This is a genomic window from Desulfovibrio desulfopostgatei, from assembly GCF_053570645.1.
In genome coordinates this window covers 1422874-1448093 of sequence record NZ_JBRBQS010000002.1, presented here as the reverse complement: position 1 = coordinate 1448093, position 25220 = coordinate 1422874, and the positions used below count along the sequence as shown (strand labels likewise).

General features: G+C 55.6%; 14 protein-coding genes, 1 pseudogene and 1 CRISPR repeat array. Of the genes and pseudogenes, 3 read left to right on the top strand and 12 right to left on the bottom strand.

Going from position 1 to position 25220, the window contains the following annotated elements; genetic code table 11:
- Positions 1–114: 114 nt before the first annotated feature.
- From ACUZ9Q_RS06445 to ACUZ9Q_RS06435, 3 genes are all read left to right on the top strand, one after another.
- Positions 115–2169: a flagellar hook-length control protein FliK gene (locus ACUZ9Q_RS06445; protein WP_308586397.1), complete on the top strand. Its 2055-nt coding sequence runs from the start codon at positions 115–117 to the stop codon at positions 2167–2169.
- 24 nt (positions 2170–2193) lie between these two features.
- Positions 2194–2949: a flagellar hook assembly protein FlgD gene (locus ACUZ9Q_RS06440; RefSeq protein ID WP_297147770.1), complete on the top strand. Its 756-nt coding sequence runs from the start codon at positions 2194–2196 to the stop codon at positions 2947–2949.
- Positions 2950–3033: 84 nt separating this feature from the next.
- Entirely contained in the window at positions 3034–4836 is a 1803-nt protein-coding gene (locus ACUZ9Q_RS06435; RefSeq protein ID WP_192111647.1) for a flagellar hook protein FlgE, read from the top strand.
- A gap of 200 nt (positions 4837–5036) precedes the next feature.
- On the opposite strand, the gene ACUZ9Q_RS06430 is transcribed toward ACUZ9Q_RS06435, so the two are convergent.
- The 12 genes and pseudogenes from ACUZ9Q_RS06430 to tnpA all read right to left on the bottom strand — a co-directional run bounded on the left by ACUZ9Q_RS06430 (position 5037) and on the right by tnpA (position 24915).
- Complete coding sequence (locus ACUZ9Q_RS06430; protein WP_449247553.1) at positions 5037–6131, bottom strand: hypothetical protein; 1095 nt, start codon at positions 6129–6131, stop codon at positions 5037–5039.
- Positions 6076–8268: an HD domain-containing phosphohydrolase gene (locus ACUZ9Q_RS06425; protein ID WP_449247552.1), complete on the bottom strand. Its 2193-nt coding sequence runs from the start codon at positions 8266–8268 to the stop codon at positions 6076–6078. Before ACUZ9Q_RS06425 ends, ACUZ9Q_RS06430 begins: the two co-directional genes overlap by 56 nt.
- Positions 8269–8367: 99 nt before the next feature.
- A complete protein-coding gene (locus tag ACUZ9Q_RS06420) occupies positions 8368–9486 on the bottom strand; it encodes a transglutaminase-like cysteine peptidase (protein ID WP_308586406.1) in 1119 nt (372 codons plus the stop codon).
- A 249-nt stretch (positions 9487–9735) separates the two neighbouring features.
- Positions 9736–10887, bottom strand: a complete 1152-nt coding sequence (locus tag ACUZ9Q_RS06415; RefSeq protein WP_192111645.1) for a (Fe-S)-binding protein — start codon at positions 10885–10887, stop codon at positions 9736–9738.
- 1 nt (position 10888) lies between these two features.
- Entirely contained in the window at positions 10889–12268 is a 1380-nt protein-coding gene (locus tag ACUZ9Q_RS06410) for an FAD-binding oxidoreductase (RefSeq protein ID WP_192111644.1), read from the bottom strand.
- A gap of 310 nt (positions 12269–12578) precedes the next feature.
- On the bottom strand, positions 12579–14684 hold the full coding sequence (locus ACUZ9Q_RS06405; RefSeq protein ID WP_449247551.1) for a methyl-accepting chemotaxis protein: 2106 nt from the start codon (positions 14682–14684) through the stop codon (positions 12579–12581).
- Between the two features lie 444 nt (positions 14685–15128).
- A CRISPR array of direct repeats spans positions 15129–17673; the repeat unit is 32 nt; unit sequence GCTTCAATCCACGCTCCCGCACGGGGAGCGAC.
- Between the two features lie 28 nt (positions 17674–17701).
- Positions 17702–18028: pseudogene (locus ACUZ9Q_RS06400) on the bottom strand (CRISPR-associated protein Cas4); the annotation flags it as partial.
- Positions 18028–18879, bottom strand: a complete 852-nt coding sequence (gene cas7c / locus ACUZ9Q_RS06395; RefSeq protein ID WP_323390120.1) for a type I-C CRISPR-associated protein Cas7/Csd2 — start codon at positions 18877–18879, stop codon at positions 18028–18030. The gene cas7c and the pseudogene ACUZ9Q_RS06400, both read right to left, overlap by 1 nt.
- Before the next feature lies 1 nt (position 18880).
- The gene (gene cas8c / locus ACUZ9Q_RS06390; RefSeq protein WP_449248133.1) at positions 18881–20899 is read right to left on the bottom strand and encodes a type I-C CRISPR-associated protein Cas8c/Csd1; all 2019 of its coding nucleotides are present in this window, start codon (positions 20897–20899) and stop codon (positions 18881–18883) included.
- Between the two features lie 5 nt (positions 20900–20904).
- On the bottom strand, positions 20905–21696 hold the full coding sequence (gene cas5c, locus ACUZ9Q_RS06385; protein ID WP_449247550.1) for a type I-C CRISPR-associated protein Cas5c: 792 nt from the start codon (positions 21694–21696) through the stop codon (positions 20905–20907).
- 12 nt (positions 21697–21708) lie between these two features.
- On the bottom strand, positions 21709–24180 hold the full coding sequence (gene cas3, locus ACUZ9Q_RS06380; RefSeq protein WP_449247549.1) for a CRISPR-associated helicase Cas3': 2472 nt from the start codon (positions 24178–24180) through the stop codon (positions 21709–21711).
- A 276-nt stretch (positions 24181–24456) separates the two neighbouring features.
- Positions 24457–24915, bottom strand: a complete 459-nt coding sequence (gene tnpA, locus ACUZ9Q_RS06375; protein ID WP_449248132.1) for an IS200/IS605 family transposase — start codon at positions 24913–24915, stop codon at positions 24457–24459.
- Between the last annotated feature and the right edge of the window lie 305 nt (positions 24916–25220).

Sequence of the window (25220 nt, the reverse complement as noted above, 5' to 3'; positions counted from 1 at the left end):
TATTCGGCAAGTATTGCCCTTTTCCCGCAATTCTCATTTACTTAACACATTGAATTAATTACACCAACAGTTTTGGAACACTCCTTGTATAGCTCAGGGCGCAAGGAGTGAACCATGCAGATTATTCCCACAAGCGTAAGCACCAATCAAACGCTTTGGAACGCCGCCAACAACAACCGCCCCAATGACGAGCGGACGTCTTCCTTTATGGACGCCCTCAACTCCAGTCTGAAGGCCGTTGAAGAGGCTGACGCATCTGCCGCCGTTTTTGAGGGCAAGTCAGAATCCAAGCCCAGTACTCCTTTCGCGCCCACCGCCAGAGCTGCCGCGCAGGTGCAAAGCCCTTATTCGCGCAACACCAGCAACGGCGTCACCTACACGCTGAACGAAGTCTGTTTTACCAAGCAGGAAGTGCAGGATATGCACAACAAGCTCATCAAGGCTGGCGCTGCGCCTGAAAGCCTTGCCAAGCTTGCGGCCCTGGCAGAAATGCCTGACGGCGCAACCCTCGCGCAGATAACTGCCAGCGTTAAGGGCGGCGGCGACATCCCTGTTCTCACTGATGAGGACAAGGCCAACATCACCTCGCTGCTTAAAAAGATCGACCCAACCGGCGTTCTGGATACCAATGTTCAGGCCATGATGTTGCAGGGCAACACACAGCAGGCATTCAACACCATATCGTCCTTTGTGAACAAGCTTGACCCGGCGGGCACCCTTGAAGTGAGCCAGGGTGAGGCCATCTCGCTTGGACGCGGCCTTGGGCTTGGCACTGCCAACCTGCAAACCCTGGCCAACAGCTTTGGCAACAGCGCCTCCATCACCTGCCTGAACGAACAGTTCGGCACGCTTATGGCTCCGGTGACAGATTTTTTCACCACGCAGGCCGCTGCGCAAAAAACTCTTGATACTGCCCTCAAAACCACGTTGCAGCCCATTATCAGCAAGGCACGGGCGCGCACGGAACAAGAAAAGCAGGCCAGTTCGCTGCGCGACCGCACGGTGCAACAGAGCAAGACTCTTATAGACAAAACCGTTCAGAAAAAAAGCAGCAATATTCTTGGTGAAACCCTTGAAGCAGGCCAGAAGGCCGAGCCGGGCGATATCAAGATTGCTGCGCAGAGCGAAGCCATCGGCAAGGATGCGACCGCCGCAAAGCATGAGGGGGAACGCACTACAGCCGAAAACAAGGCCACAGTGACCCAGCGCATGCCTGCGGAAAGAACTGCCGACACCACAGCCGCGAAGCAGTCAAACACGCAGACGGCGCAGCAGTCTGGTTCGCAGGCGGCGCAGCAGTCTGGGTCGCAGGCAGCTTCCCGCGCAAGTTCGCAGGCAGACGTGCAAACTGGTAAGACAACTGCGCAAAACAATGTGCTGCCATCTTCGCAATCGGACAAAACTCCCGCAGCCAATCAGATTCACGCGCAGTCTGCCACTCAGCAGGCCGCTGTTCTGGACGACAAGGGTCAGAAGAATGCTGACGGTAATTCCGGACAGAGCGAATCTGACAAGGATCAAAAGGGCAAGTCTGCGTGGGGCGATCTGATGGGCAAGGTAGACACGCAATCCGCTGCTGTTACAGGGCGCGGCTCCACTCCCGCCTACGCGGCAGCGCAGGCCATGCAAGCTGCCCATGCAGCCCAGAACACGTCTGACGTGCAGGATCCCTCAGCCGTTGCCCCCATCGGGCGACAGGTGGCGCAGCAGGTTGAACAGGGCATGCTTTCAACCGTCAAGGGCGGCGGCACCCGGCTTGACCTGCAACTTAACCCGCAGGAGCTGGGGTCCATCACTGTTTCCCTTTCGGTACGCAATGGCGAGGTCAGCGCGGTGATCCGTTCTGAAAAGTCGGAAACCAATGACATGATCAGCCGTCAGGTCGATGCAATCCGCATGAATCTTGAGCAGCAGGGCCTCAAGGTAGACAAGCTTGAAGTGCGGCAGGAAACGCGGCAGGAGCAGAACAGCGCATCCTGGCAGGATTTCAACCAGCACAATTCCCGGCAGGAAGAAGATGCCCGCAGGGAAGAACTTTCCCGGCTGAAGAATCTTGCAACAGTTCGGAATTCCAGCTTAAACATGGATATCTCAACTTTGGAACAGCCTGTGCATTCTCTTGGCAACACGGCAAGATATACCACCAGCAACCTCAACGTGGTTGCCTGAACCGGGCCGTGAGGAGAATGAAGTATGGCCAGCAGCGTATCATCAGCAATCACCCAGGCTAACAACGAGTTCAATGCTGTTGTTGGCAAGCAGAAAAATGGCGCGAACCTCGACAAAAACGCCTTTATGCTGCTTCTGGTGACGCAGTTCAAGTATCAGGACCCGCTGAACCCTATGGACGACAAGGAATTTGTCTCCCAGATGGCGCAGTTCTCCAGCCTTGAACAGCTCATCAACCTGAATACGAGTATGGGGTCGCTGACTGACGCCACCAACAACCAGCAGATGATCAACGCCACGTCGTACATCGGCAAGCAAGTGACCGTCTCTGGCAACAGTATAGGCAAGGTGACGGACGCAACCACAAAGACGACGTCCATAACCAAGTTCCGCTATGCGCCCAACGATGCCGTTGCCAGCGGCACCATTACGGTGCGGGATGCCGAAAACAACGTCATCTACACCGAAACTGTGGCTCCCAAGGCAGCCGGAACCACCTACGAGTTCAACTGGAGCGGCAAAAACGGCAACGGAACAGTTGCCCCGGATGGCGTGTACACGGTCAATTTGTCCCTGCTCAACTCCAGCGGCGAAGCAGTTCTTGCCGACCAGGTGGTGGATGCCAAGGTTACAGGCGTGGTCAACAACAATGGCACAGTGTATCTGGGTCTTGATGGCGGCCAGTTGATGGAGCTTTCAAAAGTGCGGCAGGTCACGCAAGCGACCACCACCGCTGCTTCATCGGATTCTTCCGGTTCATCGAGTTCATCTGGCAGTTAAACAGAATAGTTAACATTGCGGGCAGGCAGCCCAAAACTGCATACCCGGAAAAATATCCCCCTATCCCTAGACACGGAGGAAGATATGAGTCTCTCATCCAGCATGTGGGCAAGCGTTTCCGGCCTTATGGCGCACGGGAACAAAATGAACGTCGTCGGCAACAATATCGCCAACGTCAGCACCCTGGCCTACAAAGGCCAACGCGCGGACTTCAGCGACTATCTCTACACCGACAGCGGTAGCGTAAGCGGCACCACCCAGATTGGCCAGGGCGTCAGCACCTACGCGGTGCTCGGCGACTACTCGCAGGGTTCCCTTGAATCCACCAATTCAGGATCAGACCTTGCTATTTCTGGCAACGGGTACTTCAAAGTCCGCAAGCAAGACAGCGAGCAGGCGTACTACACCCGTGCCGGCGATTTCTATTTCAACAACAAGCGCGAGTTGCAAAATCCCCAGGGCTTGATTCTTCAGGGCTGGAAAGTTGACAATGACAGTTCTTCTGTTGTTTTCAACTCTGGTTCTACAACTACCAGCAGCAGCTCAGCCTCAACAACTGCATACAAAGGTACTGGTTCGCCCAAGGATATCGTGCTTGACAGCTGGAACCTTCCTCCCAAGCTCACGCAGAGTGTTTCTTTCACCATGCAGTTGTCGAACGACGTCGGCATGGACAAAACGACCAGTACTACAAGCCCCATGACAGCGCTGTTCGACCAGTGGGACGGCACCAATACGAAGACGCCGCTTGCCGACACAGCATATGCAGCCAGTTCCCCCATTACCGTCTATGACGAGGGTGGCACAAAGCACCAGCTCACAGTCTACTACGACAAGGTTGACACCAGCAACAGCTCGTACAAAATTAATAATCTGCCTTCCGGCTACACAGTGTACGAATACATTGTGACGATTCCTCCGTCAGAAGACAACCGGACATATGGCGGCACCACGCCGGTGACGTACGATTCTTCTGGCAATCCGATTCTTCCGGCAGACAGTCAGACATTTCAGGGCACCAAAAAGGCCGGTATGCTCATGACCGGGCAGTTGGTCTTCAACGTCAGTGGTCAGATTGTCAACCAGACTGCCTATACGTATGGCGCTCAGGATACCGCTACCGCTGATATGCAGTGCGCTCTTAACCCTACGCTTTCCACTTCATGGCAACCGACCAAGGTTTCCAACAATGGCCTGCCTGTGTTCAACGCCAACTTCTCAGGCTCGGCCCTCAGCAACAGCGTATCCGAGGTTTCATCCTACGGCGGCAGCAATCACAGCCTCGCTGAGAAAAGTATCATTGAGTTGGATCTGGGCCTGAGGGATACAAGTACCACACCGTGGAACAACTCCACCAACTCTTTGGATGATTTAAAAGTTGTTCCCCCAGTTGCGCCTGCCACTCAGGGCACCATTGACTACAATACCGCCCCGTGCACCATGTCTACAACCGTGCGCAGAAACGGCGCATCCATCGTGACAAGCGGTAGTTCACTTGTACAGGCATCAAAGGCTGACGGGTATGCATCAGGCGTACTCAACAACTTCAACATTGATGCGAACGGCATAATTTACGGCAAGTATGACAACAATGAAACCTTGGCTCTGTACCAGATTTCCATGTATGACTTTGACAACTTGCAAGGTTTGTACAGAGAAGGAAACAACCTTTACTCTGAAACAAAAGAATCTGGATTTGCCAGGCAGGGCGTAGCAGGCGACAATGGCTTTGGCAGCATCAAGGCCTACAACATTGAACAGTCCAACGTGGACATGTCGCGCGAATTTGTGCAGATGATTGCTACACAGCGCGGCTTCCAGGCCAACTCAAAGACCATCACCACGGTGGACAACATGCTGGAAACCGTTATCGGCATGAAGCGGTAAAATAGAGATTGCAGTAGAAAGAGGGCCGGGGGGCCGCAAGGCCCTCCCAGCGTTGGGGATAGCGCTGCAAACCTTTCTTTCCCGTGTCAGGCGTCGGCCATTTGGTCGACGCCTTTTCGCGTTCCAAACAAGCCTGCTGTGTCAGCTTGAAAATAAAATCAGAAAGGGAGAGGCAAGGGATTCCACAAATGAAGAAAGAACTATCGGACTCTGTCGCTCACGCCGAGCGGCTTGTTGCCGATGGTGCCGCGCAGCCAGTCGCAGTAATCGGGAAAGGTTGTCAGCAATATCTTGAGGGCATTTTCTTCTGCCAGAGCATAAAGGCGGGCCGTTACCTTGCCCGTACCTACCCAATGCTTGAGGTGGCGTGAAAGATCGGCATGCCGGGCGGTCATGCCGCGAGCATGCATCCCCCGGAACCACTCCACGCCAATATCAAGGCAGACAGGCCCGCACTGCCTGTATGCTCCGGGCGGCAACACCGGGCCATGCGGCACGCACAGGGGCCGCGTTTTTTCCAGATCAAGCAGGCAGGCCCATTCATTGACGCGGCATTCCGGCAGGGGCCAGGGCTGTGCATCAAAAATGCCAGCAAAGCCACGGTCATACGGCCTTGCAAAAATTTTCCTCTGGTGGGCCAGCGCATAAAGCTGCTGCAACTGACTGTAATCAGGCCGAAAATCCAAGTGTCGCTCAGGCCCGCACGGTTCGCAGCCCATGACCTCGCGCGTCAGTTCCGCCACACGGGCCGGGCAGTTCCAGCACTGACCAAGATGGCCCACAGCAACGGCATCCTCCATGAGGCCGCCCAGATAGCCAAGCACATCCTTGAGCACAAGCACATCGTTGTGCATAAGAAACAGCCTGCGGCTCGTGCTGTGCTCAAAGGCGTACTGGTAGCGGATGCCGAAGCGGTAGGCATCATCGGCAAAGCGTGATGGGTCTGCGGCATTGAGATCAAGCCAGTAGTCGGGCTGAAAAACCCGGCACCTCTCCCCTATCAGGCTGCCCAGATACTGCACCAGCGCATAGGGGCTGACAATATCATACTGCGAACCATAAGGCTCAAACTGCAACCAGACATTGCCAACATGCCTGCCGCTGTGCTTGAGCAGTGACAGGACAGAGAGCGCTGTCTGATACGGCTTGGCGAAAATATTCATCGCCACGTCTATCTTTTCAGAGCCGTCCTGCTGCACCGTCAACTGTTGCACTGCGCCCGTCATTTCGCCCTGCTCTCTATTCGGCGGCGGCAGAATTTTCTGACCGTGAGCCAGCGGATTTTTCCTGCTCACTTTGCCCGTCCTGCCCTTCCATTACACCGGATTCTGCGGCATGAGCAGATTTTTTGCTGGCCGCATCGGCGGTGGCAATGGCCTGTTGCAAATCTGCCGCAGCAACATTGGCAAGCGCGCTGACAATCTGGCTGTCAAAGCCCTTGTCCTTCATGAGCAGGGCAACGGCTTCTTCGGGCTGCATGCCCGCGCGGTAGGAACGTGGGCTGACCATGGCGCAGAAGGCGTTGACCACGGCCAGAATGCGCGCATTGTGATTGATGGCCTCCCCGGCCAGATGCTGGGGCAGGCCTGAACCGTCCATACGTTCGCCCATCTGGAAGACGGCGTCCGGCACTGGCAGGTTGAACTGCATGTCGCGCAGGATGCCATAGGCATACTCCGGCGCGCGCATAACCTCGGCCTGTTCCTCGGGGGTGAGCTTGCCCTTCTTGGTGAGCAGCTCGCGCGGCACAAAAATCTTGCCCACCTGCGAAAGGCGGGCCGCAAGCCGCAGGGTTTCCCTGTCCTTGTCGGGCAGGCTCATGGCGCCGGAGAGCAGGTCTGCCACATGCTCCATCTTCATGGAGTGCCCGATGAGGTTCACGTCCACACTTTCAATGGCCCGCACAAGGGCGGCAATGCTGTTGGCCTGACGTTCACGCGCGGCCTCAGCGCGGCGGCGGAATTCCGTAATATCCTGGAAAATACCCACGCAGCCGCCCTTGCCTTCTTCCCCGGAATTGTCGTGATCTTCAAAGGGGAACAGGGTCACGCGGAAAAGGCGCACATCTCCGGGTTGGGGAACAGAAATCTCTATGCTGCCTTCCTTGCCGCTGGCGCTTACCTGGGCCATGCCCTCCATGAGCCGAAGGGCGGCATCTTCCGGCAGGGCCTCGCCCACGGGGATTCCCTTGAGGGCTTCCTCGTCCTTGCCCGCCATCTGGCAGAAGGCCGGGTTGCACATCTGCAAGCGCCCATTTTTGTCCATGAGCATAAGCCCGGCCTGCAACGAGGCGTTGACGCTGTCGAGCATGATCTTCTGCTGGCGGATAAGCGTGTACAGATGCTTGAAATGCTGGGCAGTGGCCCTGTGCGAGCGGCTCACCAGCGAAGCCCAGATAAAGGCCAGCAAAAGCGCCGTGCCAAGGCTGCCAAGAATGCCCAGACCGTATATCTGCTTTGCCTGGCTTTCCACCAGCGCATCAACCATATCTGCCGGAGCTTCAATGGTCACAAGCCAGCCCAGACTGTTCATGTAGCTGCCGAGGGAATAGGCCTCCCCGCCGCCCACAAGCCCCTGCCGACGCTTGAAGCCAAGGCCGTCAGCCAGTGGCGTCATGTGCTGCACTGGCTCAAGCGCAGGTTTGGCATCGCGCAGCAGCACGGCCTCTGTGCCGTTGCTGCCGGCCTGCAAAATGCGCGGCAGCAGTCCGCCGTACTGATCCTGTCGCTGGGCAAGAAATGCCGTCAGCACCCTGTCCACAGGAAGAGTGGCAAAAAGCACGGCAACGGGGACGCTTTCGCCCCGGCCCAGCACTTCGTACATGGGATCGGCCAGATCAATAACCATTGTGTCGCCAAGGGCGCGCACAGGACCAAAAACAACAGTTTTCCTGTCCACGGCGCGGGTCACAAGGGCCACCTGGGCCTCGCCAAGGGGTGCATCCCCTTTGCTCACCACAAAGGGATTGCCCTTGGGCGAAACAATCCGTGCAGAAACCCAGTTTTTGCCGCGTGCAAAGTCCCGCAGCAGATCCTGCATATAGCCCATCTGCTCGGCAAGATTGCGCAGCGATTCATCGCCGTTTTCCATGGCATCAGGCGCGGAAAGGCGCGACTCGCCATCGGAGCCAAGGTTGCGCACATCCACGGCAAACAGGCGGAACATCTCCGCGCTGCTCACCAGCCGCGCCTGCTCAACAACGGTTGCATGCCACGCGCGGATGGATTCCAGCGATTTATCCACCCACGATTGCTGCATTTCACGCTGGTTATTCAGAATATCCTGCGTAACGTTCTTGAGCTGCAAGGTGCAGAGGCCGTAAGCCACAGCCGCAGCCACAGCAAAAAGCGACAGGCTGACAGCAGCCACCGCGGCTTTTTTCAGACGATAGCGACCAGCAACGGACTGCTCATTAAGTTCCTGCGTTTTCATAGGCTTATCCTATAGTACATTGCGCATTAACGTACCGTTTGCGGTGAAAACCCGCCCACACCAAGGGTGCGGGCTGCGCGCTGCATGCCTGCGGCGGCTTTAGTCTATTTTGCGGCCCTTCATATGGGCCCACCGACCGAACTCATTGACCGAATACTGCGGGCTGTACTGCCGCACCTTGGTGTGCGAAAGCACTGAATTACTGAGATTATCCAGAATAAAGGCATCGGCGTTCAGGTATACGACCAGAACAGCATGGGCAAAATTTCTGATTGTGTCGCGCACAACCACAACACGCATGTTTTCGGGCGGAATGCCCAATTCCTTAAGAGTAAAATACTTGATAATGGAATAGTCTTCGCAGTCGCCAGACTTTTTCAGAAACTCCGCCGGAATTTCCCAATAGTCTTCCTGCCGCCAGTTGACGATATCTTCCACATAGGGCCACGTATTCCAGAAAGAATTCACGTAGCGCAGCAGTTCCATCTTGTTGTTCAGCGGAGCTTTTGATTTGAACGTGTCCCATGTAACGCCCTTTTTGAACACCTTGCCAGGTATGAATATGGGATCCATCTGGTTGCGCTTGAGCAGATCAAGCCAGCCCGGCAGAGTAGATAAAGGGCGCTTGAACTCCACAGTGCCAAAAAGCTGCACCTTGGAATCGTGCGCAGGTGTTGCAGGCTGTGCTGCGGATTGCGCCGCGCCTTTTGCGGCATCCGGTACCGCGACCTTGGCGGGGGCATTGGGTGCGGCGGAAGAATCAGGTTTTCCAGTTTGTTGGGATGATTCCGGGGATGGGGGCTGCTCTGCGCTATCAGCGTCCGTCAGAGGTTGAACGATGGAATCAGCGCCTGCCTGCTGGATTGTCTGGGGGCCCGATTGCAGCCCCGACTGCTGTCCTGACTGCTGCGCTGGTTGCTGATCAGCAGTGGGCAAAGCTGAGTTTGCCTCATTGCTGCCGTTCTGTTCAGCCCCCGGACTCGCCGGATCGGGTGCTGCAACAGCCGGTACTGCATTGTTTTCCGCGGCGGCGGAAGACACTGCTGGCGGCTCGGAAACTTCGGCATTGCCAATGGCTGCGCGTGGCTGCAGATTGAGCGAACCAGCCAGGGCGGGGTTCCAGCCATTTACCCAGAACAGCAGACACGCCAAAAGGACCGCCATTCCCCCGGAGAGGGCCGCGACCAGAGCAAATTTGGAGTATCGAAGTTTGGGCATAGGCTCATCGATTACAGGTGTACATGTTGCCGCATACTATACTGCCGCCCATGGAGCGTCCAGTGGTCAGAGGCGTTTCGGCTTATTTTTCGGGTGCCTATGCCCCAGTTCCACCTGGTGCCGTGCACCATTCCTCAATAAAGCATTGCAGGACGTCGCGGCGCACACCTACCAGAGGCAACTATGCCGCCCGCAAGCTGCAAAACTTCACAGACACTGCTGCAAGAGTCAGTATGGGGCTGGATGCGCCTAGATGCGGGAGTTTGCCAGTGCAGCCACATCAAGCCAGTGCCGCACCTGCACATCCTTGCCCCCCGCAGCGGCAAGCTGCATGACGCAGCCGCTGCACCCGGTGACAATATGCCGGATTTCAGGAGCAAAGCCCTCCAGGCATTTGCGCGCCATGTCTGCTGAAAGATCGGGGTTGGACATTTTCAGTATGCCGCCCATGCCGCAGCACAGGCCAGTGCCTTTTTTCAAGCCTGGCAGCCCCGCCGTGAGCAAGGGCAAATCAGGATCAGCAGTACCCCAGTGGCAGGGCTGGTGATAGCCCACCGCTGCCGGGGCCTTGCCTGTGGGGTTGATCTGCGGTTCCACAAGCAGGGAGGAAAGTCCAACGCATTTCTGCTTCCACTCCTTGCCCTCCTCCGCCGATAAAACGGCGGTGTAGCTATCAAGGCTGTGCTTGCACGAAGCGCAAAAGCTCGCCATTACAGGCTTGCCAGCCTTGCGCCAAAGCTCAAGATTGCGCTCGCGCACTTCTGCCAGGGCCCCCAACTGCCCGGCATGGTGCAACGTACCGCCGCAGCAGGCAAAATCCGCAATGTCCACAAGGTCGTAGCCCCAGCCTGCCAGCAGTTGCCGGGCATTGGATATCCAGCGGGGACGCGCATTTTTTGCCGTACAGCCGCTGAACAGGGCCACCCTGACGCCGCTGACCTTCCGGGTAGGCCGCAGGGTCATCCACGGTTCGCAAGGCTCCAGATCAACCAGTGCGCGGGCGGTTTCCACAGAAGACCGCAACACGCCGGGAATAACGGAATCTGGGGCAAGCATGGCGATTTTTCCCGCCATGGGCCACAGTGGGCCTGCTCGACGAATCCACACATCCCAGAGAGTTTGCGTCCAGTGAGGATTACGTGCCCGCGCCTCGGCCAGCAGGTCGCTTGTGGAAAGCTTGCGCGCGCAGGCCTGCTGACACCGCTCGCACCCGGCGCAGAGGCGCGCCAGTTCGCGGATATCCTCCCAGGGCAGGGACGAATCCGGGCTGCCGCCGAACTCGGGATCAATCTGTTCCAGAAGCAGGCGTTTGCCCTTGGGCGCGTATTCCTCGCGCTTGTAGAGCGCGTACACAGGGCAGACGTTCAGGCATTCGCCGCATTGCGTACAGCCGCGTTTCATTTCAGTACCCCTTGCCGGGATTGAGAATACCGCTGGGATCAAAGACACGGCGCACGCGCAGCATGAGGGCGTGCTCCTTCTGCCCGAGCTGTTTGCCAACTTCTTTCAGGCATCCGCCGCCGTGCTCGCCAGAAAGGCTGCCGCCACATTCAAGGGCTGCCGCATCCAGTTCATGATGGGTTTTCTGTGTGCGGCGGGCATCGTCGGCGTCAGAGGCATCATAATGCAGATTGGCGTGGATGTTGCCGTCGCCAGCATGCCCAAAGGCGATGAGGCGCTTGCCGTTGCTGGCGGCAATTTCTTCAAATTTGCGCACGGCCTTGAGAATGGAACCGCGCGGCACGGCCATGTCGCCGCCGATGCGGTCTGGGCCGAGCACATAGGAGGCAGCCGAAACCCTGCGCCTGTAGGCCCACAGCTTGTCTTCCTCTTGCTTGCCAACGCCCTCCATACGCCACAGGGCGTCATCAAGCTGGTTGGCGAGGCGGGCATTCTCAAGCGGCACAGTCTCCTTGCTGCCGTCCACCTGAAACAGCAGCAACGATTTAACGCTGTCCGGCCACGGCACATCGCCGGTTCTGGCAAGGATTTCCAGCACGGTTTCATTCATGAATTCCACCGCGCAGGGCAGAATACCTGCGGCAAAAACCTTGCCCATGGAGGCCAGGGCGGCATCCAGCGAAGGATAGCCCACAAGCACCGATGCTGAAGCCTCGGGCCGGGGCAAAAGCTTGAGAATAAGCCTGGTCACAATGCCAAGCGTGCCCTCGCTGCCCACAAAGAGCCGCCCGAGATCAAGGCCTATGACATCCTTGTGGGAGCGGCCCCCGAACTTTACCAGTTCGCCGCCGGGCAACACGGCCTCCAGGCCAAGCACGTAATCGCGGGTAACGCCGTATTTTACGGCGCGCAGGCCCCCGGCGCAGGTGATGACATTGCCGCCAACGCTGGTTGCCTTGCCGCTGGCCGGATCCGGCGGGTAAAACATGCCCAGCTTTTCGCACTCTGCCTGAAGCAGAGCCGTATTAACGCCCGGTTCCACCACGGCAACAAAATCTTCCTTATTGATCTCGATGATTTTATCCATGCCCAGCATGGAAACCACAATGCCGGGAACCGTGGGCACGCAGCCGCCGGAAAGGCTGGTGCCGCGCCCGCGCGGGTGCACGGCCACATGCTCCGCATCTGCCCAGCGCATAAATTCGCACAACTGCCCGGCACTTTCGGGCCGAACCATGGCCAGCACCGTACCCGTGAGCAGACTGGCATCCGATGCGTAAACGCGCAGCACCTTGGGGTCAAAGGACACGCCGTCCTTGAACAGATTCACAAGAAACTTCTTGTGCTCAGGGGTGAGCGAGGTCAGAAATTCCCCTGTCATGGCATACTCCAGTGCGGTTATTGCTGCGCAGCAACATTCATTCGGCGGGCCGCCGAAAGGGATACACGAAAATCCAGATATGCTTTCCCCCTGCCTGCCGCAAAGGGCGCAATCTGTCATGCACGCTCTGTAGCGATAGCGTCATTTGGCAGAAGAAAAGCCTCTGATTACAGGCTATTGACGGCAAATTCGCTGACGCTGACCAGTGCGACAACATAGCGCAGGTCGAAAATGATGTCACTCCCGCACGAAAAACGGCAACCGCAGAACGGTTGCCGTTTTCCTTCTCAGGTCATTGAACTCTGCCAGCCTATGACGACTGATCTTTCAGCTCCTTGATAAGACCGGAAAGCGACAGAGCCAGATCTTCCAGCCGTCGGGTGGCCTGGAGAGAGGCTTCGGCGCGCTCGTCCGTCTGACCGGCGATGGCGTTGATTTCGTCAATGGACTTGTTGATTTCTTCAGATGTGGCGGCCTGCTGCTCTGCCGCAGTGGCAATGGACTGAATCTGCCCTGCCGACTGGTTTGTGCTGGTAACAATATCGCCCAGCGCCGCGCCGGACTCGCCAGCCAGCGATGAGGCATGGTCAAGGCCCTGCACGGCTTCTTCCACAGACTGCACGTTGATTCCTGCTACCCGCTGGATGGAGAGGATTGAGTCGCTCACTTCCTTGGTGGCGTGCATGGTCTTTTCTGCCAGTTTGCGCACTTCATCGGCCACAACGGCAAAGCCTCTGCCCGCTTCGCCCGCGCGAGCGGCCTCAATGGCCGCATTCAGGGCCAACAGATTTGTTTGATCGGCTATGTCTTCAATGGTGGTCATGATCGCGCCGATGCCGTGAGCCTGTTTATCCAGATCGCCCATGGCTTCGCGCAGTTCAAGAGCCTTCTGCTCCGAGGCGCGCATGGCCTCAAGCGACCGCCCCACGACCTCGGCGCCCTGATTGGCTTTGTCCCTCGCATCTGTGCCCTGGGCGGCGGCATGCGAGGCGTTTTTGGCAACCTCCAGCACGGTGGAGTTCATTTCTTCCATAGCCGTGGCGGTTTCGTGGATGCGCTGCCGCTGCACGAGCGTGGCCTCGCGGATATCTTCTGAACTGCTCGCGAGTGTGCTCACTTCCTGATGGAGCATCTGCACCATATGTTCGAGCTGGCGCGCGGCTTCAAGCATGCCCTCGGCCTTGGCGTGCTCGGCGTGCAGGCGGGCGGCCTCGGCCTCGCGCGTAGCGGCGTTTGCTGCATCGGCCTGTTGCTGCGCTTCAACAGTTTTGGCCTCAATCTCCGAAATATTGGATTTAAGGGTAGCGCTCATGGAATTGAGGGACTCAAAAATCACGCCTATTTCGTCAACACGGCGATTGGCGAGACTGCCGTATACCCCAGCGGAAATATCTTTGAGGAAAACGCCCACGGTCTTCAAAGGCGTAATAATGAGCCGCCCGGCCAGCACCCAGATACCTATGCAAATGCCAATCAGGCTTGCCAGCATACCGGTAGCAAACTGCCACACAGCGGCGTTGACAGGCTCCATAAGTTCGCTTTTTTCAATGAGGCCAATAAACTTCCACTTGAGTTCCGGCGAATTGTACACCACAGCTTCATACTGCTTGCCGCTAAAGACAGCCTCGCCCGTAGCCGCACCGGACTTGAACAGGGCAGCCAGGGCATCGTTGCCAATGCCGTCTATTTTCTGAAAATTGTGCTGCGGGTTTTTGGGGTCGGATATAACCACGCCGTCATCCTGCACCAGAATAACAAAACCCGTGCGGCCAATATGCACGTTTTTGATGAGGTCTGTGAGGGTGCCCAGAGTAATATCTATGGCCGCAACACCTGTAACTTTGCCGCTGCTATCGCGCACGGCCCGGCAGGCGCTGACCATGGGCTGACCATCGGTGCTCTTGTAGGCGCTGGTGATGTAGCTCTTGGCCGGGTCAGACACGGCCATGCCCCACCAGGGGCGTTTGCGCGGATCGTAGCCAGATGGCTGGGTTTTGCCGCTCACGGGGCTGTTGAGCACAAATGCGCCTTCCATATTGCCCGCGTAAACATTGGTATATGAGGGGTGCGTCTCCCGGTACAGACGAAACACGGCATCAAGCGCCTTGCCAGCAGTATCGCCTGCATCGGGGCTGGACGGTGTGGGTTCCGTTGCTGTTACATGACTTGTGGTCATCTGCGGCAACTGCGCCATAAGGGGATCAACAGCCAGCATGCCAACGTTGAGCTTGTATTCATCAAACATGGCTGTGACAACATTGCTGACCTGCCGCAGTTCGCCAATGGCGGACTTGGCAAAGCTTTCTTCTGAAAGCGTTGCAATGCCACGCGATGTAAGGGCAAATAGTATGCCCATAGGTATGATGATGATTGCCGCAATGCCAAGCATCAGCTTGAGCGATATGGATCTGTTCATAACAAGCCCTTTTGCAAGTGTAGAATTCTTCTTACAGTATCCACCAGATACGTTGCTATTGTTGCAGCCATCATACAGTTCCGGGACACTTTTGCTCATATAAAATTTTTGCCTGCAAGATCAACCCCTTCAATGGAGAATATTGAGGGGGCAAAATGCAGAGATACCGCTTCTGTATTAATCGGAAGACGGCGGGAAAGGATTATGGTGACGAAGATAAAAATCAAGTAATCGAAATTGGATTAATATCAGCATAATATTTATAACAAACCTGAAAAATAGGTTATATATTTTACGCAAGACATCTTTAACACCAAGAAATAGATAAATCAGAACAGATGGTTCCAGTTGCTGCGGTATGTATGGGCTGTGCTCATGATAATATCAATCCCCCCCGCGCGGGGAGCGACACATCCGCTTTTTCACCCGGGGAGGCCAGCTCATGCTTCAATCCACGCTCCCGCACGGGGAGCGACTCTCAGGGAAAATCTATACGTTAGCCAGAAAGTGCTTCAATCCACGCTCCCGCACGGGGAGCGACCGATTTGCAGGAGCTTGCCGAGCGCCAAAAAATGGCTTCAATCCACGCTCCCGCACGGGGGGCGACGCTCACGCGCGCGGGTGTGGTCGCCATACAACTTGCTTCAATCCACGCTCCCGCACGGGGAGCGACGATCTGCAAAATTGCGGGGCGCGGGCTTTGGCTGCTTCAATCCACGCTCCCGCGCGGGGAGCGACGCACTGCTCCCCTGGCTGCGACCACTGCTACGCTGCTTCAATCCACGCTCCCGTGCGGGGAGCGACAGACTTTCGTAAACCAGGTGGACAACATCACCGAGCTTCAATCCACGCTCCCGCACGGGGAGCGACTGCGCGCGTTTCCGAAGCCCTGCAAAGCTACAGGCTTCAATCCACGCTCCCGCACGGGGAGCGACATGCTGAGTATTTTAGCCGTCTTGGCGGCTTGCTCGCTTCAATCCACGCTCCCGCACGGGGAGCGACCTGCGCACCAGACCAACTGCCAGGCGAATGTATTGCGTCAATCCACGCTCCCGCACGGGGAGCGACGCGCGGCGTAGTGCCACCGCACCACGGCCCCACATGCTTCAATCCACGCTCCCGCACGGGGAGCGACGGCTGGATACCTGTATCAAGCCGCTTGCGGCAAAGCTTCAATCCACGCTCCCGCACGGGGAGCGACCATCCAATATCTTTTCACAGTATTCGTTGACAGCGGCTTCAATCCACGCTCCCGCACGGGGAGCGACCCCGGCACGTAGATGGCGCCATTTTGCGCTGGCAGGCTTCAATCCACGCTCCCGCACGGGGAGCGACCGGCCCTGTCTTATCGACAGGATGTATCAGACGGCGCTTCAATCCACGCTCCCGCACGGGGAGCGACTGACGCGTAATGTGCGGCCGCAAATGGACGGAGGCTTCAATCCACGCTCCCGCACGGGGAGCGACATTCCTTGCCGTGCTTGTACGGCCTGCTTTTGTTGCTTCAATCCACGCTCCCGCACGGGGAGCGACTCGAAACAGTAAGCAGTACCATCACGATAGCGCCGCTTCAATCCACGCTCCCGCACGGGAAGCGACGCGCAGGTCGCGGGCCTTGCCGTGCTCTGCCTCGGGCTTCAATCCACGCTCCCGCACGGGAAGCGACCCCTGGCTATTTCTATCTGTCCCGCACGGGTGATTTTGCTTCAATCCACGCTCCCGCACGGGAAGCGACTCGTTTTGTGGTTGTCGGTCAACAAAGGATAGTGGGCTTCAATCCACGCTCCCGCACGGGAAGCGACGCGCGACCTGTCGGCGCGGGCACTGTTTTTCAAGCTTCAATCCACGCTCCCGCACGGGAAGCGACTATCCGCGCGGCATGACTGCTGTGATCGTCAACGGGCTTCAATCCACGCTCCCGCACGGGAAGCGACTTACCGGGTGAGGGAACTGCTGGCGAGGCAGATGGCTTCAATCCACGCTCCCGCACGGGAAGCGACGCTGGTGCCTGCTTTTGCCTGGCGGGTTGGGGATGCTTCAATCCACGCTCCCGCACGGGAAGCGACCGAGATGTAGAGGCCTTTTTTAATACTCAGGTTGCTTCAATCCACGCTCCCGCACGGGGAGCGACGGATGAACTGGAAACGCTGCTGCGTGCGGAGATTGCTTCAATCCACGCTCCCGCACGGGGAGCGACCTTCGGCCTGTGTCGGGTTGGTACGCAGGCCGTAGCTTCAATCCACGCTCCCGTGCGGGGAGCGACACAGCGGAAACCAGCGTAACGCACAAATCAGGGTGCTTCAATCCACGCTCCAAGGCAGGGAGCGCCCCCTGCTGACTGCCGCAGATAAACGCCTGCTGGAAGCTTCAATCCACGCTCCCGTGCGGGGAGCGACCAACCTGCGCCGCGAGGTTGCCGTACTCTGCGCCGCTTCAATCCAAGCTCCCGCACGGGGAGCGACCAGTATCTGCCCAGCCACCTTTTTCATCAGAGCGGCTTCAATCCACGCTCCCGCACGGGGAGCGACCTGTTTGGCCAGGTCACGCACTGCCATACGGCTGCTTCAATCCACGCTCCCGCACGGGGGGCGACCGCGTTCTGGCGTGATGCCCAAACCTCGAACCCGCGCTTCAATCCACGCTCCCGCACGGGGAGCGACGGCTGATCAAAGCTCGCATTGCCGCTAACGCCTGGCTTCAATCCACGCTCCCGCACGGGGAGCGACTGTCGGGCGGTCGTTGATCTTCACGCGCACAGGGCTTCAATCCACGCTCCCGCGCGGGGAGCGACCTTTGCAAAGGTTTGATTCCGGCGACCCGGAAATGCTTCAAACCACGCTCCCGCACGGGGAGCGACGATGGAATCGCCATCTTTGTACAGCGGCACCTTGCTTCAATCCACGCTCCCGCACGGGGAGCGACAGGAATACGCAGACATGCGCGACTTGCTCGAAGTGGCTTCAATCCACGCTCCCGCGCGGGGAGCGACCATCCTCCCGATCCAGTTTAAGCTGAATGCGGTCTGCCGCCATGCTTTTGGGGCGGCCCCGCTTGTATTCAACAGGATACGGCTGCCAGACATTGCCGTGCCGATGAAACTCCACAACGTCTGCCTGCCCTGTCAGGCCAAGAGCGCGCGAACAGAGCAACAGCCCTGAAACAGTTTTGCAGTCGCCGCGACATTCAGATGCGTTGCTGCGGGCTTTTTCGTGCAACTGACGGCCCTCGGCAGTGTACACGTTTTCCGTCCAGAGTTGTTCCAGATGGATGAGCGCAGACTGCCGGGGGCAGAACAGATAATGCTGCAAAGCCGATATGGGGATGGAATCGGCTGGGGGGTGCATTAGAAGCCTGGAATGGTTTCAGCCTTCAACCCCGGAGTTGCCTCGCCGTTGAGCGTATAGCTGCCATCAGGATTAACCGTGAGGCTTTTATGCACTTTTGCGGATGAATACTGCCCGGAAGCGCAGTTGTGTTGCCACCAGAACACCTGATTGACTGCCATGCTGCCCTCCGGACGGGCAGACGAAGCGTCATTTTCAAACAGCCTGGGCAAGATGGCCTTGAGCACGGCAGCGTCTTCATCGCTAAAGCCAGTGCGTTCGGCAAGCTGAGGATTCATGCTGCCGTAAAAAACATATACGCCTTTATCCACACGGTGCTTCATGCCCATGGTGTCCGAACCGCGCTTGCTGCCATCGCCCTCACCGCTGACGCTTTTGGTGATCTGAATACTTGCAACGCTGACAGGCTCCACGCTGAAGGCCGAGTGAATGCTCACCGGGCCGCGCACAGCAATGGAAACCCCCGCTGCATCGCCATCTTTGCCAAAGGCAAAAAGCTGCCCAAAAGCGCGCACGTCAAACCACTTGGCGCAAGCCTTTCGGGCGGTTTCTTCCTTGCTGCATTTTTTGGGATTAAAAGAATCCTTGCCAAGGCCGTGCTCCGCAGATTCGGCTCTTTCCTTGAGCGAGGCCATATTGTCCAGCTTGCGGTCGTCCGACTGCACAAAAACTTGCGTCCCCTTCTGCTCCATGAGCCGATCACGGATCTTGCGCTTAAGGCAAACATCGCTGATTTCCCCATAGCCATCATAATCGGTACGGGGACGGTTGCCGTTGAGCGGATCGCCGTTAGGGTTGGCGTGATCTACGGTGAGAATAACGGCGAAGTCGATCTTGTGTTGCAGACTCATGTTACGCTCCTTGCTGGTCATTGGCTTCAGTGGTGCTTTCTTTATCAGCCGTGGCGTACAAGGCTGACATCTGACAATGGTAGCCCAGCAGAAATTCGCCACTGAGCTTGTTTGAAGAAGTGAATTCTTCGGGGTCAAATTTATCGTAAATTTCTTTCCAGGCCTTTTGGAGCCGTTTAAGCAGCCCGGCATGGGAACAGCTCTTCAGCCGCTGTATATACGGCTGCAACTGAAGCTCAAGCTGTTTCCATGTGGCAAAAGGATGGTCGGCAAAGCGCTGCATCAACCGCTCGGCATTGGTGGGACGTTTTTCTCCCGCGAAGTTCAAAGCGGAACGTTCAATATATTCCGCAACCGCCAGAAGCCGCCCAAAGAGGTAGTCACGGGAGTTACGCGTTTCATCAAGTGCCATGCTGTATTCCCCTTCTTTTATGTGTCTGGCGAAATAGCCCCTGTACATGGCGCAGGCAACGCCCAGCACTTCAGCCCACTCCCATGCCTCATGCGCCGCGCGATTGCAGGCACGGCGCACGCAGCTCTCAACAATATCGCGCGGCAAAGCTGCCCTATCAACAACGCATGGCAACAACCGCTCTACAGTTGCCTTGAGCAGCTTGTCGTCAATACGCCTGCCGAATGCAACGCGAGCAATGGTTTCTGGCGTGGGGGCAAGGGGCGCGTAAACAGTGCGCGTTTTGGGTTTGCTCTGGCCTTCGCGCGCATCTTCTATGCGCACAGGCAAGACCCATGCGCATTCTTCCTGCCATCTTTCCAGATTGTAAAGGTAGTCCTTAAGCATCTGCTCGTGATAGAACGTAACAGAAAGCCGACCAGGGCTGGCCGCATCCATAGCCATGATGGCGATGCCGTCAGTTTCCTTGAGATCAGCCTTGTATCCCACGAGGGCTTTGTTCAGCCTTTTTGCAAAGGCCAGCCCCATATTTACGGGAGGAACAAAAGGAGGCTGGGCGGCGTCCTTCTCTGCCTGCACCTCAGGCGCGTCATCAAGCAAAAAGTCGTCGGCGCTCAGATCAAACAAATCTTCACAAGGATTAGGCACGGGCGCGCCGCTCACAGCCCAGGCCACAACAGCCTGATCCCCGTTGCGGTAGCCCTGCCGCGCTATGAGCCAGCGCAAGGCATTGTGCGCCTTGTGACTTACCTCATAGCCGACGGTGCAGGCCTGCTCCGGCTCCAGAAAGCGCCCACGGTAGGTAAAATTTGCGGAATCATTGGAGGAAATAAGCTTTGCACCATCACCGGGGCGGCGGATATTGCGCGGATGCTTTGCGGCAACAGCGCATTCCACCCCTTGCACCATGCAAAGGCTTTTTTGCTCCATCATGGATGCATCGTAGGCCATCCATGCCTGTTGCAGGCTGGTGTCCTTCCATGTGCGCGGTTCCATGTCATCAGGCAGGTTTACCACGCTCCATACCACCAGAGCGTCCCCCTGGTCGCGCACCGTGGCGTTGCCAATTTTTTTGGGCTGCAATCTGTTAAAGATGCTGTCTGTGCCGCTCTCTCTGTCTGCCTCGGTTGGTTCCGTCTGCAAGGAGCTGGCTGATTCACCGCGCAAAATTCCGCATTTCAACAGATCATTCACCAGATGCCCCTGCGAAACATAGGCATATACAGCCTTGGCCTTTGGATGACTGTGGGGAGAATCGCACCATGCCTGCAACTGAGCGGCATACAAGCTATAAAGATTCTTTTTGGCGCCAGAGTAGTCTTTGGCGCAATAATGAATTTTATCATCCAGAGGATGCGGGGAATCTCCGCTGGTACGACCTGCGGAATCTTCGGTTGCCGGGATAATAAACTGCATTTTCAACGGCAACAGCTCTGCCCTCACAAAATTACCAGCCCCGTCAATGACAACATGAATATGCGCCTGTTGGCTGGTATGGCTCACGGGCATAAGCGCCGGGGCTTCTTTGCCGCCATTCTCCGCCTGTGGCGGGTCCACAAAGGCGGGATTTTGGGAGCAGGCTTCATACGTTTCAAAAAGCTTTTGCATCCAGCTCACAGCGTACCCCCTTGCGGGCCGCCGTCAGAAAGCAGGCTGCGGGCATCAGGATATGCCACGGTTTCGGGCTGCTGCAAAAGGAGGGATAGCGCTTCTTCATCACAACCAGCGTAGTTTTTGCCGGGGTGGAACGCCTTGGGTTTCATGGGGCGGATTTTTTTACGCAGCAGCGAGGCGTCATCCGGCGAGGGAAATTCAATTATCCCCTTGCGCATTACAGGCTTCCAGAACCGTGCGCCAAAACTGGAGTTTCCGGTTTCATCAGGATAATCAAACCCGTGAAACATGAGGCCAAAGGCCAGCTCTTCCAGGTCATCATACGCACCGGGGCCTTCACCAAATCTGCAAGGTTCCACATACCCCTGACAGTCGCGCGTACCCAAAAAGATATCCTGTCGGCCACCGCGCGCCAGCATACGCTTGGCTATTTCGTAGTGCTTGCCTTCAATCTGGTCTTGCTTCAGTTCCGGCCTGTGCTCGTTCCATACAAAACGGGCCTTTACCTGATAGGCAACATCAGCCAGATAGGTGTAGATGGAAAGATCATTGCCGCCTGTGGTGGGCCTGATTGGTTTTACGCCCTTGGTTTGCGTGCGAAAGGGATGCAGAATGCGTACCTTGTCAATCACCCAAATCAGCGTTGGCTTCCAATATATAGATTTAACTATTCCCTTGAGTGCCTCGTAGGTGGGAATGTGGTAAGAACATTTTTCGCCGCCTACTCGAGTTACAGGATCAGAAAACAGGGCATAACGCCCATAAACAGTAAAGGATATGTCGTTATTCACTCAATCCTCCTATCAGTAATTACAAAGACGCAGTTTTTGCCCTGATTGCGCGCTAACGCCCTGTTCATTACAGTAAAAATTGGGTTTCAGAGCAAACATGCCACTATCCTGAATGGGATACAAGGCATTTTTCTGTATAAGCTCGCGTTCTGTATGTGGAAAAATGTTTACGGAAAAACGCTGAGCCTTACGTAAAAGCTCATATTTTTTATACAGCAAATCTGATGAACAAAGTGCGGCAATGATGCCCTCTCCATCTTTATAAGGCACCAAAATACTTTTTGATGTTGAGTCGATGGACTTGAAAATTTTTGCTGCGGCGCTGAATGATTGCCCCAGTATGGGGAATAGATTGTTATTGCCAGCACCTCGATTACTGCCCAGCATATCAAGCAAGGAATTGCAATCGCCTGCCGCATAAGAAAGCACGGCGCCCTTACGATGAAAATAATGGTCAAAATATGTTGCAACCAGCTGCGGCATGGTGAAATCGTAGCCAGATTCCAGAAGTTCTTGTGCATACTTTAGGCGCACTGTATCAAGAAAGATATCCCGACCATCTTTAATGTCTTTCAGCCAGTCCAGATTTTCTGCATCTGCCTTCACCAGTACCACATGCACCCTGCCCGGCTCATTTTCCCCATGTCGGTTGCAGCGCCCTGCCGCCTGAAGGATGGAATCCAGACCAGCGGCCATGCGAATAACAGATCGAAAACTGATATCCACGCCACACTCAATGAGTTGCGTGCTTACGCAAAGTACAGGACGCCCGTTTTTCAAATCGGCTCGCATGGCTTCAAGCTTTTCCATGCGGTGCGCCGGGCAGAGGTTGGTGCTAAGGTAGTAGAAGTTTATACCTTCCTGTTTGGCGCAAAGCGCATAAATCTTTTCTGCCATTCGCTTGGTATTGCAAACCACCAGGCATGAACCGTGGGATTGTTGCTCTTCTTGCGCCAGTGCGGCCACATCTTCTGCACTCATGGAGGTATGACAGTGGTCAAAAAATGTCGTGCGCTTGAGGCGCGTGAACAGATCTGGCACATTTGGCACGATTTCCATGCCGGGTTGTATATCAAGGCTGCCACGCAGCGGATGCGGCAGATTGTCCATCCTCGGCTGCGTGGCAGTGCAAAGCACTGCGGTAGAACCACATTGCCCGGTCAAAAAATCCACAGCGTTGCAAAACATACGCAAGCAGCGCACAGGGACAGTCTGCACTTCATCAAACACTATCACGCTACGTGCAAGATTATGCATGCGGCGGGCGGAGCTTGTGCCTGCGCCAAACAGGCTCTCAAGAAACTGCACCATGGTGGTGAAGATCACGGGGGCATCCCAATTTTCAGACAGTTTTTCCCACCGGCTGGCGACTTCTTCAGCGTCAGAATTTTCATCAGGCATGAAATTGGAATGATGCTCAAGCACTATGGATCCAGGGGCTTCGCCCTGCTCAAGAATTTTTCGGACTACATCGGCGTTTTGGTCAATAATGGATGTATAAGGAATAACATAGATGACTCTGTCCATCTGGTGCTTTTGCGCGTGCAGCAGGGCAAAACGAAGGCTGGCCAGCGTCTTGCCCCCGCCAGTGGGTACAGTGAGAGTAAACATACCCGGCGCATCCTGGGCACGCTGGGCGCAATGGGCAGAAATATCACCCCGGATGTGGTCGATGGCGTGTTGCGGGGTCTTTTGGGCCAAGGCTGCTTCAAAACGCTGCACCAGGGCACTCCAAGGACGCCTGACCCCGCTGCGCCGAATTTCCGCCCCTTTTTGATCTTCAAAATCTGCACTGTCAGTACGATCCGCATCAATCAGGCAGCTGAATAAAAAACGCGCCAGCAATCCAAGCTGAAAATCACGACTATTTGCGCAGTCTCGTTGGTCATTGATATCCGCACTCGCTGGCTGCTTGTTCATGACTCGATCACGCAGCTTCATCATAACTGCTCGCACTTCCAATAAAAGTGCATTCGAGATTTCATTTTCTATTTCTTCAAGGAATGCTTGATCGCAGCGCTCAACGCACTGCTTACGGTGTGTTTTTTCCTCCGGACGGGCCATGTAATTCTGTGTAAATGCATCCTTGCCGTCCTGGGATATGCAATCTTTTAGCCCTGAATGGTGGGACAGAATGCACAATGCAAGCATCCGGGCAATCGCTTTTTTCAAATCATTGCCTTGCAGGCGCTCCCATAGGTGCTGCCCTCCAGCAAAAGCATGATTGATCTTCCCTTTGCAAGCTATGGGATCGGTGTAGCCCGGTTCACCAGGAGTAATGCAGCCAGCAGCGGAAAGGATATAATTCTGGAATTCTTTTGAATACTTGCCAAAATCATGCAGCAGGCCAACCAGATGGCCTGTCAGGGGCAAGCCGACCTTGGCTGCCGCTGATGATGCCAGGTCAGCGACGTTGCGCAAATGTTCAGAAAGAGGCTGTACGCGGAAAGGTGCCCCATTCTCGGGGCAATAGACATGAGCCACGCAGCTATCCGGCAAGTTTGACATAATGGCCCTTTTGGTCACAATTCGAAGATTTTCTTTAAAAATTTAGTACCTTCTTTTTATATAGCATACTATTACTATTGTTGTGTTGCTTTCAAGTGATATGCAGCCGTCCGCGCGCCCAAGACTGACAATAATTCAAAAAGCGAATAAATATCCCCCGGCATAGCCGGGGGTTTTTCATATGCGCCTGTAAGGCTCTCTTACCAGCTGCGCCCTAGCAGGCGCATGCACGATCTGACATTTGCATTTCTGTTACTTGCGGCCCGTAAACGGGCTTCCTGGGTACGGGAGACTCAGTTGATCACCGAGTTTATCCCGATCCAGCTGTTTCTTTATATAATCTTGAATCGTTGCCGTGTTTTTTCCTACTGTATCTACATAAAAACCACGGCACCAAAACTCACGGCTGCGGTATTTAAATTTGAGATCGCCGAATTGTTCATACAGCATCAAGCTACTCTTACCTTTTAAGTACCCCATAAAACTCGATACGCTTATTTTAGGGGGTATCTCAAGCAGCATGTGGATATGATCAGGGCAGCATTCTGCTTCTAGTATTTTTACATCTTTCCATTCACAAAACTTACGCAAAATATCCCCTACCGCTCGCCTTTTCTCTCCATAAAATACCTGCCTACGATATTTTGGGGCAAAGACGATATGATATTTACAGTTCCACTTTGTGTGAGCTAAACTTTTTGCGTCACCTATTGTGACCTCCTTTTGATTTGTTCCGTTTGCAGTTGCCAGACCGCAAGTTGTTGTAACAAATCAAAAGGAGTTTTGCTGACATGCTTAAAGCTTTAAGCTTTACGGAACCCCCCGCCTAGCGGGGGGTTTTCTACATACAAAAAAGCTCCTACGATTTCTCGTAAGAGCTTGCTTTCTTGATTGGCGTCCCCAAGGGGCGACGATGTTTGTGTTAATATCTAGGTATTGTTAGGAAATTTTTCTATAAAATTGGTGATACCCACAGATATACCTACAAAATGAAATGTTGTGAAAATATTTTGATT

What these genes read in the sequence shown, in the direction of transcription:
- ACUZ9Q_RS06445 (WP_308586397.1), top strand. Translation starts at nt 115, where the DNA reads ATGCAGATTATTCCCACAAGCGTAAGCACCAATCAAACGCTTTGGAAC.
- ACUZ9Q_RS06440 (WP_297147770.1), top strand. Translation starts at nt 2,194, where the DNA reads ATGGCCAGCAGCGTATCATCAGCAATCACCCAGGCTAACAACGAGTTC.
- ACUZ9Q_RS06435 (WP_192111647.1), top strand. Translation starts at nt 3,034, where the DNA reads ATGAGTCTCTCATCCAGCATGTGGGCAAGCGTTTCCGGCCTTATGGCG.
- ACUZ9Q_RS06425 (WP_449247552.1), bottom strand. Translation starts at nt 8,268, where the DNA reads ATGAAAACGCAGGAACTTAATGAGCAGTCCGTTGCTGGTCGCTATCGT.
- ACUZ9Q_RS06420 (WP_308586406.1), bottom strand. Translation starts at nt 9,486, where the DNA reads ATGCCCAAACTTCGATACTCCAAATTTGCTCTGGTCGCGGCCCTCTCC.
- ACUZ9Q_RS06415 (WP_192111645.1), bottom strand. Translation starts at nt 10,887, where the DNA reads ATGAAACGCGGCTGTACGCAATGCGGCGAATGCCTGAACGTCTGCCCT.
- ACUZ9Q_RS06410 (WP_192111644.1), bottom strand. Translation starts at nt 12,268, where the DNA reads ATGACAGGGGAATTTCTGACCTCGCTCACCCCTGAGCACAAGAAGTTT.
- ACUZ9Q_RS06405 (WP_449247551.1), bottom strand. Translation starts at nt 14,684, where the DNA reads ATGAACAGATCCATATCGCTCAAGCTGATGCTTGGCATTGCGGCAATC.
- cas7c (WP_323390120.1), bottom strand. Translation starts at nt 18,879, where the DNA reads ATGAGTCTGCAACACAAGATCGACTTCGCCGTTATTCTCACCGTAGAT.
- cas8c (WP_449248133.1), bottom strand. Translation starts at nt 20,899, where the DNA reads ATGCAAAAGCTTTTTGAAACGTATGAAGCCTGCTCCCAAAATCCCGCC.